Consider the following 11,985-nt stretch of genomic DNA (forward strand, 5'->3'; position numbering starts at 1 on the left):
TAAGGAGTGTTCACCGTGAACCATCTTCAAAAATTATCGGATACTGAAATGGAACTGATGGAAGTGATCTGGGAGTGTGAGCCACCAGTCACCTCCACCGAACTGCTGAACATGTTTTCCCAAAGGGGTAAGGCATGGAAGGCGCAAACAATTTCCACCTTTCTCTCTCGGCTGGTAGACAAAGGGGCCCTTACAGCGACAAGGGATGGACGGACCAACAAATATGTGCCTCGTATTTCGCCCGAAGACTACAAGCTATTGGAGACACAGCAAGTTCTGGATGGATTATATCAAGGCTCTGTAAAAAATATGATTTCAGCTTTGTATGATGGCGACAAGCTCTCGGATAAAGACATTGCAGAGCTGAGACAATGGTTTTCAGAAAAGTAGGTGTAGTCTATGAATACCATTCTTGTATTACTGTCTACGCTGACCGTTGCCGGAAGTGTCGTTGTCGCTTTCATTCTGTCTTTGCGGCTTGCCCCCTTTCAAGTCATTCCTGCAAAATGGCGTTTTGGAATTGGGAAAATGGCTTTAGGTTTGTATCTATTGCCTATCTTTCTGGTATTTCATTGGATTTTTTCGTTGTTTACATCCAGTACTACTGTAAATGAGTCACCCTTAACTGTTCAACACGTGTTACCTGGACCATTCAATCCGGCACCTACCATACAGGTACAGACTATTTCACCAAACATAGCTTTCACTTTAATATGCTTGTGGGTGATCGGGGCCATAGTTTTTGCAGCATGGCAAACCTATTGTTATCACAGGTTTCTCAAGACATTAAAACTGACGCGAACCATCGTTCCGAAGACCAGTGAGGTTGCTATGCTGCTCCCTGCAATTAAGGAGAATCTGGGTCTCAAGGACGAGGTTCGGCTTGCTTACAGCCCTCTGGTTCGCAGTCCTTTTCTAGTTGGATTGATGAAACCTACTATTTATCTGCCTATGAAGAATTCTGCAAACGTGGATATCGGTATGGTGTTCCATCATGAACTGATTCACCTGAAAAGGAAAGATCTATGGATCAAGGCCTTCATATTAGTAGCCCGTTCACTGCATTGGTTCAATCCATTAGTTCATATGCTTTCCAAAGATATTCATACGTGGAGCGAACTGTCCTGCGATGAAGAAGTCGTAAAGGGAATGTCCTTTGCGGATCGTAAACGCTATGGGGAAACCATCTTGAACGTAGTGGCAGGGTCAAGGAATTTACCCATACAATTCTGCTCCTCTTTATCAGGGGACGGCAAACAATTAAAAAGGAGATTAACTTTTATGCTGAACGTAAAGAATGCGAACAAGAAAACCTTTATTATAGCGATATCGACGCTTTTCGTCGTTGCTACAATTAGTACAGTGACAACGGCTTGGGCTTCGAGCAATACTCCGAGGGTGGTTGCAAGTGACGAAACATCCGCTGTAACGCGTCCATCGGAGCAAGCGGCTGTTCGCGAAGAAGTTCCTGCAGTAACTCGTCCATCAGCTCGTGAAGAATCTCCTGTGGTAGCACGCCCATCAGCTCAAGCGACACCTCGTGATGAAGTTTCGGTTGTAACACGTTCAGATGACCAAGTGGTAGCTCCTGTAGTAACACAACCATCAGCTCAAGCGGCAGTTCACGAAGAAGCGACTGTAGTAGCACGTCCATCGGCACAAGCAGTTGTTAGTGAAGAAGCTCCTGAGGTAAGACCTTCGGCAGCTCAAGCCACAGTTCGTGAAGAAGCAGCTAGGGTAACACGCCCAACATTACAATCGGCAGTTCGTGAAGAGCCCTCTGTAGTGCCAGCTCAAGAAGCTTCCCGTCATTAAAAGCTTTTTACATGAAATCACAAAATATATAGGCAAGATATAAAGACTCCAAGAAGCAGCCTTTGTTCAATTGTTGAACCAAGGCTGCTTCATTATTGTAGAGAAGAGGCATTTCGTTTGAGCCTAACCGTCAACCTTCTTGAACAACAAAGACCAACAACATTTTGTTGTTGGTCTTCCCTGTCTTTATTCTCCGTTCAACTTGCCTCATCACCCGTAACTATGGTGAATGGCCTCGACACGACCCCAATCGCGGAAACGGCTGTTTTATTACTGTTCTTTATACACACGTACATAATCCACTTGCATGGTCGCTGGGATATCGGACGCGTTCGGAGTACGGCCTCCGTCGAAGTTTCCGCCGATTGCCAAGTTCATAATGAGGTAGAACGGCTCATCGAAAGGAGCGTTCGGATTGTTCGGTGCAGCTGTAGAATACCACTGCTGGTTAGTCACTTTATAGAAAAACTTGCCGTCGACATACCATTTAATGTTGTCCTCTTCCCAGACAACCGAGTACACATGATAATCATTGGCAAAAGTTTGCCCTTCAGGGAAGTGATAATCGCCACCTGAAGACTGGTTCACGGGCCATTGTCCACCAAAATGTATGGTACCGCTTACAGACCCTGGAAGACGTCCTCTCGCTTCCATAACATCAATTTCACCTGATGCAGCCCATGTGCCGTATACTGAATCTTTTGGAAGCATCCACAGTGCTGGCCAAACGCCATCCCCTGTAGGAAGCTTGGCACGAAAATCTACTCTACCGTACTTCAGGGAAAGTTTATCCTTGGTGTTAATCTTACCTGAAGAATACTGTGCATAGCGATTCGGATCCTGTGGGAAAGATTTGCTATCATTCGTGGCTTTGATATGCAGCTTTCCGTCCTGTACATATACATTTTGAGTGCTGTTCGTGTAGTGCTGCAGCTCTGCATTACCCCATCCCCAAGTAGCGGGATCGTTATTGAGATAATATCCTGTTTCATAGTTCCATTTACTGGTATCCAGCGTAGTTCCGTTAAATTCATCCTGCCAGATGAGATTCATGCCCGCGATAGCCGGGTCGGTTGGTGTTCCGATCGCGATATCCTCTTGATCGGATACATCCGGACGTGGAGCATTAGGATTGCCGATGAAGGTATAGTTGACGAAGTTATTGCCAATATTTCCACCCGCCTGCCCGTTCAACGGATATCCGATACGGATTTGCATATTTTCCTGGATTGGCTGGAACCAAAGTCCATAGATGTAATCGGCCCAGTAACCCCACTGGTTGGCATCAGACATATTGTTGTAGCCATTTGCCGAGTATGCAAACTTGCTCTGACTGGAGTTACTCAAATCCACCCATTGCCCATTGATGTTAATTTGGTATACAAAGTTGCCCAGTTCCTTGGCGATTGGCGCACCCCCATCAATTTTGGGAAGTGGAATTCCAATGGAACCATTCGCATCTGCTGTGAAGGTTGTTCCTTCGTATGGCGTAATGACATATGAATTTCTTGTAGGTTCATTAAACGTAATGGTATAAACAAGGTTAGCCGAGGAAGTCTTTGATTCCAATTTGACGTTGATCGACTCCGTTACGTTAAACCAGTAACCTCCTCCACCGTCGGTGAATTGGCCAAAGTTGTGATCATAAATCCAGCCGCTGGCTGCATTATTGTCAATATCAATCCATGTGCTGCTATTTACAGGTTTTACATACACCTTCAAATCATCCGCTACGGCTTCATAGGTTACCGCAGAATCATTGTTGAACGTTGGATATGTAAAGCCTGCACCGCCTGTGAAACTTGCTGTAATTTGCGGCCCTTGTGTCGGATTCATGGCTGTGATGGTTGTTTTGTTGATGTTTTGGAATACAAGTTGATATTCAAGTTTAACGCCATTCGCTTTGGAGTACAGTTGAATTTCGGTTGTTGCAGAAAGGGTGAACCAATAACCATTGAAACCACCATCGCTCCAGTGCCCCCAGTTTTGGTTATAGATATAACCTCCGGCTTGATCTATATCAACCCAGTTGTTACCCACTTTCACATTAACACCCATGTCACTGTAAACATCGTTCCACGTGGCGGAGCCCCCATTGAACTTAGGCATAACAAATCCGTAGCTGGCTTTGCCAACCCCAGATTTTGAAATAACAGGTCCATCTGCTGGTGAGAAGTACTCCATTGAGGTAACTGTCGTTCCAGCTGCCTGAACTTTCGATGTTGGCAGCACGCCAACACTAGCTAGCATCACAACCACTAGGAACAAGCCAAGTACCTTTTTCATAAACCGTTTCCCCGTAAAGTGAGATGGTTTCATAATTGCCCTCCTTTGATAAGATAATAGTTTCTCCCAATCTATGCGTTTAAAGGTAATCGCTTACATCGGGGAACATCTTTATTCTATCGAATAGGATAATCTGCTGAAAAGGTACAATTATTTTTGTTATATCCCATTTTTTTGGGTTTTGATTCAATTTATATATTTGTACTGTGGTATTGCACTTCACGTTCTACCTTTTGACGCATCATTTGTCGATACTCTGTGGGTTGAATTTCCATCGCTAGGCGGAACGCTCGCGTAAAGCTTTTGTAACTTTCATAGCCTACCATAGCAGCAACTTCAACAATCTTATGATCGGTTTCGGCTAGGAGACGCCGCGCTTTATCCATACGTACATCTCTCAGGTATTCTGCAAATCCTTTACCAATATTCTTCTTGAACAGATTTGAGAAATAGGCATAATTAAGCGACACATGATTGGATACCATCGCGAGGTCCAGCGGCTTATGATAGCTTTCGTGTATAAAACGGATGGCTTCGTTTAGATCCTGAGAATTGCGATAACTCTGTTTATATTCAAAATAGAACTGATTCAATCGAAGCAGCTGCTGTTGCAGCGCTTGAATATAATCGCGCATCCCCGGATAATCAAAGAGATTACGCAAAGATTCAAGATCCAGCGCTTCTTCACCCATGTAGGGACGAATAACTCGTTCGTATTCCTCCATCATCTGCACTGTGGCGCCGCAGAGTTGTTGGGTATAGCCAATATGATAGCGTTGCAGTACATTTTTGTTAAATATTGCTGAAATGCCCTGAGCAATTCTACCACTATCGTCGGTCCCAACAGACTGGAACAGTTCATAAAGCTCTTCATAAGGGAGTTGCCACTGCTGCTCCATATGCTCAATAGTTGCTGGCAGGATGATATATCGATCTGGAAACAGATAACTATGGTGGAATAACTCATGTACTTGTGTATAGCTACCGGGCAACATCTTTAATCCTTGCTGCGGGTCAGTCATAACGGTTATGGCATCGATCATCCCTTCCTTGAGCGCCGCTGGTAAAGCCTCCGGATCTATCGATGAATCCACTGCGAGAATCAGATACGGGCTGTGTTGCAGGCAAACGCAACCTTGTCTACCGAACACATCATAAGCAATAGCTTCCATGCTATGGACACTGCTGGAACCCGGCTGATTGATCCAACATTTCTCTCGCAGCAAACATAAGCGATAATTGTGCCAAAGTGCAGGATGTTGTTCCTGGATTTGGAGGATCCAGGCCTCATCGTTTAACGCTCCGTGCATAAACATTCTTAATTCTTTGCGATCTGTCTCTTGGGCGAGACGGGAGACATGCTGTATGTTGTCCGCAAGAGCCTGCCGTGTCTGAATTTCTTGCCAAACATGCTCTAGTGAAGTTAGCAGATCCCCTCGCTTCAGAGGTTTTAACAAGTATCCCTTTGCCCCTAGTTCGATGGCCTTCTGAGCATATGTAAAATCACTATAACCGCTAATAATGAGGTATTCCACCTCGATACGCTCATCTTTGGTCTGTGCCATCAGTGCCAGCCCGTCCATGTCTGGCATCATAATATCAGTAATAACGATGTGAATGTTATGCTGGCGCAAAAAGATTAGCGCCTCCATCCCGCTTGCAGCACAGTAAATGTTGTTCAGCTCCAGAGGAAATTGATGCAGCATCGCCTGCAGACCGTCACGTATGTGCTTTTGATCGTCCACAACCAGAATATTGATCACTCCTACCACCCTCCAAGATTTACATTTTCCCAAGGCAAACGTATCGTTACACAGGTATAAGCGCCCTGAACACTATCAATCCAAAGACCGCAATCCTCGCCATAATGAAGCTGCAGCCGCTTATTCACATTTTCCAAACCAAGTCCGTTCTTGCTGGTAACAATCGGCGAATCCGAGTCTCCCCGCAGTGCCGCTTGCAGTCGAAGTAACATCTCCGGGTCTACCCCCTCTCCATCATCTTGTATGTTAATGAGCAAGCGGTCATTCTCCACTGATACGGTGATCTGAATACACACACTACCGCCTGATGGTGCAGCGTGATGCACTGCGTTTTCAACGATAGGCTGCATACACATTTTAGGAATCGCATAGCGGAGCACCTCCAGCGGAAGATCTGATGTCAATTTGATGCTGCCGCCTTCCATCAAATTAATAAATTGAATGTAACTTTGAATGTTAGCAAGTTCCTCACGAAGCGCAACCGTATCGCTGCGCCACTGCATGCTGTAACGAAGTTGTGAACCTAATGATACCAATGAATTTGCAATAGCAGGTTGTCGTTGAACCTCCGCGAGCATTCGAATAGATTCCAGTGCGTTATACAAAAAATGAGAGTTGATCTGCGAATGCAGTGAATGCAGCTGTGCGTTTTTGGCGATCAATTGCTTATCCACGACCTGTGTCATCAGACGTTTGACCTCATGTAACATTTTATTGTAGCTCACAGCCACTTCATCAATCTCATCCCCTCTTTCGTTCTCATCAAGACCGGTATCAATCGTTGCATCCAGTTCTCCTTTTCGCACTTGACGCATTGAAGCCAATACGCTGTCCAGCCGTCGGAAAATGCGCCGAGTTGTATGTGATACGAGCAGCATGATAAGCAGCAGAACACATAATGTAATCGTTACCACAAATGCATACCAGCTGCGTGGCCCCTTCATCAATGCCTGATGGGAGGCGATATCAACCACATAAGTGTTTAGCGGAGCGATGTAACGGTATAGTGCATAGTAGCTCTGATCTCCAACCTTAATCTTAACTGGACTTTCCTGTGGCAGTACATCCAACTGGCGATGAATACCGCCAAGAATTTCATCCAGTCCCTCTCCGGCTTTTCGAGAAAACTCATGCTGGGAATTATAAACATATTGGGGAGAATCGCTTTCGTTCATTAAAACAGAAAAGAAATCCCCCTTGCTCTCCTGGAGCAGGTCGCTGAAAAACATACTGTGTGGAACGCGAATTTCCATAATACTAGGTCGTTTTTTCTCCTGACCCTGAAGGCGAACCAGCCGGTAGTATGATAGCGTATGTTCACCATCCTTAAAAGAAAATAAGCGGTAAGCAGCCCCACCTTCATCCCGAAGCTTAGCCCAGTAATCCTGCGGCCAAAATTTCTGATAATGATAGATTTCAGGCCAGATTTCATACAAGTTCGGGTTATCGACGTAAAAGCTGAGCTCACTGATCATTGCATTGCTTTGAATGATATTTTGCATTTGCTCAAATTGGTTTTGCTTAAATTTCACCAGTCGTAGTCCATCCACAAGCATATTGGAATGAATAAAATCAACAAATGATTTTTGAGTGAGTGCCGTGTTGGAAGCGTTCTCAATGATATCCATTCTGCTGCGCAATTGTTCGTTTAACCATGAAACGTGGCTATTACCTGCTGCCATAGCGTCCTTATATAGCTGAGTTTCCTGCATGCGAATATATAAGAAGGATACTAAAATAACAGGTATGGCAATCATCAGGCTAAACGCCAAAAACAGCTTTTGGGATATACGGGCATTGCGGTAAAGTTTCCTCAATCTAGTCAGTAGGTAATTCACTCTGAACTCCTCACCACCTTTGTTATACCATATATTACAAGTTGGCCGATAGAGAGCGCGGATGTTAGGAATGATTATTCAGCCATCTTGGCTTTTCTCGCTTCCAGCTCGGTCTGACGGTATTCCATTACCTGATTAAAACCGTAATTTACTCGGCGGGCCAAGAAATTTTCAAAAATTTTATCAAAAGCAGCTTCATCTTTGGCAGTGATCAGTTCTGGCAGAACTTCTTCCCAATTCTGAGAAATACGCGACCAGGATAAGGCTATATCGGAATCTCCAACAGGATCTATTCCCTTATATATGCCGCTGTCCAGATCCGCTTGTTTGTTCGCGAACTCCTCCATTTGGTTAACGGATGGCACTTTTTCTGGTCTCCACTGATTAACGAAGGCAGGGTTACGCAGCATCCAGTAGGTATCCATGATACCGTATTCCTTTTCCAGCCTCTCCCTATCTGTGTCAAGCAATTGGACCATATCGGCCGTCAACTTCGGTTTGCCATCCCTCATCGCCCATGTTTCGCCTTCTTTTCCCAAAAATACATCCTTTTGTCCTTCTTCGCTGGCTAAATAGGTCAAAAATCGGATGGCTCGCTCAGGATTCTTGGTGGATTTGTTGATCATCGTAACCATCCAACCGTCCATGTTGCCAGGAAACAGTCTGGCGGGATCACCGTGACTGTTTTGCGGTCCATCTACAGCGATGTAGTACGAATTCGGATATGCACCCGCAGCCAGGATCGGATTAATAGCCGCCATACCAGTCCACTCGCGAATCATCATAAAATAACGGGCATTACTGGTTTTTTCCTCTACCTGAGCATTCGAATCCACCAGAAAATCCACATTAATCAGGCCACGCTCATAAGCTGTGCGGAACGTTTTCAGCCAGATGATATAGTCCGGGTCGGTCATACGGTCGTTAAATTTACCGTCCTTTTCATGCGGGATAGCCAGCAGGTTTTGCAAATATTCGGTCATTCCATAAGAGACATTCCCCTGAGCAAAGAAGGGACTGATGAGCTGTCCTTTGTACACAGAATACTGATCTTTCAACAATTGCAGTGCATTCAGAAAGCCTTCCGGAGTGCTCAAATCCGGTCTCCCCATAGCCTCATACAGATCTTTTCGCACTAAGAAAGTTTGGTTCGCAGCCGTCAAACCGGTAGCCTGCATCAGGCTGGGGCTGTATGAATCATTTGGAATGCCATATGTATTGCCATTTTCTTGACGATACCACTTCAATGCACCGTCCCCTGCGACCTTGAAAAAGTAAGGATCGTATTTCTCCGCCAGTTCATTTAAAGCATATACCTGTCCGCCTTCCCACAACTTATTAATCGCACTTTCCCATGAGCCTATTGTCATCAAATCCGGCAGCTTACCAGAGGTCATCATGAGCGCAATTTGTTCACTGGTTTCACCGGAGGGCACTTCGAATTTGATGTTAACACCCGTTTTCTCTGTTACAACCTTGGAGGTCATACTTTTACCCCATGTGTGACCATACCAGTTCGCGCCGACAAACCAGGTCAAATCCACAGGCGTGTTATCAAGCTTCCATGCGGGTTGATCTGGGTTCGCCTTGTATTCAACGGGCTGTTGTAAAGGGTGAGCAGGCTGTAGAGGTGGCAGATTCTCATTTTGCTCTGATCGGGAACATGCAGCCAAAACTAGCATTAAGATTAAGCTCCAACAAATGACCATGCAGTGCTTGAGGGAGCCGAGTTTCATTCCATCCCCTCCTTTCTTTGCTACAGTTGTGAATTAACCTTATCATTAATCATGCTATAACCGATTTTACTATCCTTGGCTCGAAATGGAAATGCCGCTCCCTACCTAAATAGAAGATGAATTATTCTGTTTTCTTGGACGTGACGTATTCAGACTACAAAATTGAAAGCAGTGGTTGGCGGTCATGGAAAACAACAATGGTAGAATAATGCAACTATCCAGTTAATAGAAACGTAATAAAATTATCTATTCTGATATCGAGGTGATTACATGAAATTTGTAAGTAAGTTGCTGTTCCTATGCATGATACCTCTTTTATTATCTGCCTGCTTCCAAAACGCGGAAAGTAATCAACCAACCAATATTTCGGATCTAAGTCCTCCAGTTGAAATTTCACTTGAAGAAGCGGAAGCAAACATCCCTTTTGAAATCAAACAACCGTCTGTTCCTTTCCAAGTTACTCAAGAATCAGCAAGGATTCTTGAGACCAATGGTAAATTTGATGCAGTTGAAATTACGTATGCAAATACCGACGAAGGATTGACCCTGATAACAATGATTACAAACTCAAAGGCTGATACGCTACCGAATGGGACAAAAGGTCTAAAATTAACTAACGGTTCGCAAACATGGGACCAAGGGGACGAACATGTAAGTGCCATCTATTGGAGAAACGAGGGTTTAACTTACTCTCTTATTTCAGGAAAAAATAACAATATTGAACCGTTATACGATTACCAAACATTGATTGACATAGCAAATACAATAAAATGATTTTTATAAGCTAAATCGTTGAGGTAACAGGACACGATCGTTTAATTAACTGCCTTTTAGTGAAAAATCAGTTTTTATTTAGTTTTTAAAACATTAATTAAGATGTAACATAGCCTTATATTTAATTAAAACAAAGGTAGCTGACCACTCAGCTACCTTTGTCGGTTTGTCCTTGGGAAGAATCTTCCCATTCGTTTATAAGTGTCACTCGTAAGCGCCGATATTCACAGCAGCTCCCTGTACTCTTGGTTTCCCCTCAATGTCCAGTGTTCCGATAATTGCATTGTCCGTGTTCCCCGCATCAATCGCTGGAGATGTAGATTGAAGATGGAAATCGTATCCCGAGGCATTCACAAATTTGGGATCGATGAACAAGGAATGCGCGTCATTGCCAGTTCCCGTTTTATATGCGGAGAATCCTGTATAATCTTTATTTTTCCAGGTCCAGCTCGCTCCATTGCTTCCGGCAGGGGCGAAATAGAGATTATAATCCACAACGTTTCCGGAATTCTTGGTATATTCATTGTAAATCAATACATCGGTAGAGCTTGCTACGAAAATGTTGTTCTTAATTACGTTGTTTTGTGTGTCGTATTGGACGTAAAGCTGGCCGCTGCCATCGCCAAGCGTATCATTTTTGTACACGGTATTGTTAACTATCTTACAGTTTACTGTAGAGCCGCGTTTGGTATCATACCCGCCCATCGCGATGCCGGTGAGTCGGTTGTTGTAGACTGCGTTGCTGCGAACTGTAATATTGCTGGTAGATTTACCGGCATGCTCGGACGCAATCTCGATACCGATATCATTGTTGTAGCTGTAGTTCTGTTCAATAATACTATCCTTGCCACCATCGACATAAATACCGTCGGCTGCATTACTGTTGTTCGGAAGTGACTTCCCATAGGAAGGATTATTATTGGAAGAGATATTGTAGACTCTGTTGCCTTTTACAAGTCCGTTCCGTACCTGATCGTAAGCCGTATTCGGCGCTTTACCCTCAAAACCGATAAGATCAATGCCGATGTTGTCGTTATCGTGAATGACATTATTCGTCACCGAGAAGGTGTCCACATTACCGTTGAGAACAAGCGATTCGCTGGAGCCGAGCACGAGATTGTACAGTTCATTACCATTAATCGTAATATCGTGAATGGATTCAGGTGCTTTTGTGCCGTATACGGCGATCCCATGTGCGTCACGGCCCAGCAGATCACTGCCAGTTGGGGTGGCTGTGTTCTTGATATCATGGACTTTGTTGCCAGACAAATTGATGAAGCTGCCTGATCCGTGAACATAAATGCCTACGGGCATGACGTCCTTGGTAGCTGTAGTATAATTGCGAATTTCAAATCCCTGAAGGGTAACGTAATTTACATCGGTCAGGTCAATCAACCCTTCAATCCCGCTAACCGAAAGTCCTGTGCCGTCAATAATTGGAGTCTCCGTGCCATCGTTAGTGAATACAATCGGTCCCTGTGAAGCGGAGCCTGAGCGAGTGATCTTCAGCTTCTGGTTGTACACACCGCCACGAACATGCACTGTACTGCCTGCAGGAACAGCATCCGCTGCGTGCTGAAGTGTCTTCCATGGCGCGCTGCTCGTTCCGGCATTAGAGTCATTTCCGTTTGTCGCCACGTAATAATCTGCGCCTGCTGCGGCAGCAGAGGAGGACCATTCAATGCCTGAAACCAGTCCTATTCCTACCGCCATGCTTAATCCCACCAACAATGTTTTACCGAATTTCAACATATCCTCAACTCCCTTTGATCA

General features: G+C 44.7%; 8 protein-coding genes. 3 read left to right on the forward strand and 5 right to left on the reverse strand.

The window, feature by feature from the left end; all coding sequences use genetic code 11:
- The first annotated feature begins 15 nt into the window (after positions 1-15).
- Positions 16-390 carry a BlaI/MecI/CopY family transcriptional regulator gene (locus DC345_RS21015; protein ID WP_113054753.1) on the forward strand — a complete coding sequence of 125 codons (375 nt, stop codon included), beginning with the start codon at positions 16-18 and terminating at the stop codon, positions 388-390.
- A 9-nt stretch (positions 391-399) separates the two neighbouring features.
- Entirely contained in the window at positions 400-1,815 is a 1,416-nt protein-coding gene (locus tag DC345_RS21020) for a M56 family metallopeptidase (RefSeq protein ID WP_113054754.1), read from the forward strand.
- Positions 1,816-2,085: 270 nt separating this feature from the next.
- Here the strand turns inward: DC345_RS21020 and DC345_RS21025 are convergent, their stop codons facing one another.
- From DC345_RS21025 to DC345_RS21040, 4 genes are all read right to left on the reverse strand, one after another.
- Complete coding sequence (locus tag DC345_RS21025) at positions 2,086-4,134, reverse strand: glycoside hydrolase family 16 protein (RefSeq protein WP_258530741.1); 2,049 nt, start codon at positions 4,132-4,134, stop codon at positions 2,086-2,088.
- Between the two features lie 158 nt (positions 4,135-4,292).
- On the reverse strand, positions 4,293-5,864 hold the full coding sequence (locus DC345_RS21030) for a response regulator (RefSeq protein WP_146752150.1): 1,572 nt from the start codon (positions 5,862-5,864) through the stop codon (positions 4,293-4,295).
- Positions 5,865-5,866: 2 nt separating this feature from the next.
- Positions 5,867-7,681, reverse strand: coding sequence for a sensor histidine kinase (locus tag DC345_RS21035; protein ID WP_113054756.1), 1,815 nt, complete (start codon positions 7,679-7,681; stop codon positions 5,867-5,869).
- Positions 7,682-7,776: 95 nt separating this feature from the next.
- A complete protein-coding gene (locus DC345_RS21040) occupies positions 7,777-9,438 on the reverse strand; it encodes an extracellular solute-binding protein (protein ID WP_113054757.1) in 1,662 nt (553 codons plus the stop codon).
- Positions 9,439-9,708: 270 nt separating this feature from the next.
- Here DC345_RS21040 and DC345_RS21045 point away from each other — a divergent pair, with 270 nt between their 5' ends.
- On the forward strand, positions 9,709-10,212 hold the full coding sequence (locus DC345_RS21045; protein ID WP_113054758.1) for a hypothetical protein: 504 nt from the start codon (positions 9,709-9,711) through the stop codon (positions 10,210-10,212).
- A gap of 204 nt (positions 10,213-10,416) precedes the next feature.
- Here DC345_RS21045 and DC345_RS21050 read toward each other — a convergent pair whose 3' ends face one another.
- Positions 10,417-11,964 (reverse strand): right-handed parallel beta-helix repeat-containing protein, encoded by a 1,548-nt coding sequence (locus DC345_RS21050; protein ID WP_113054759.1) that lies wholly within the window; start codon positions 11,962-11,964, stop codon positions 10,417-10,419.
- Between the last annotated feature and the right edge of the window lie 21 nt (positions 11,965-11,985).

This window comes from Paenibacillus taichungensis (genome assembly GCF_003287275.1).
Classification (GTDB): Bacteria; Bacillota; Bacilli; order Paenibacillales; family Paenibacillaceae; genus Paenibacillus; species Paenibacillus taichungensis_A.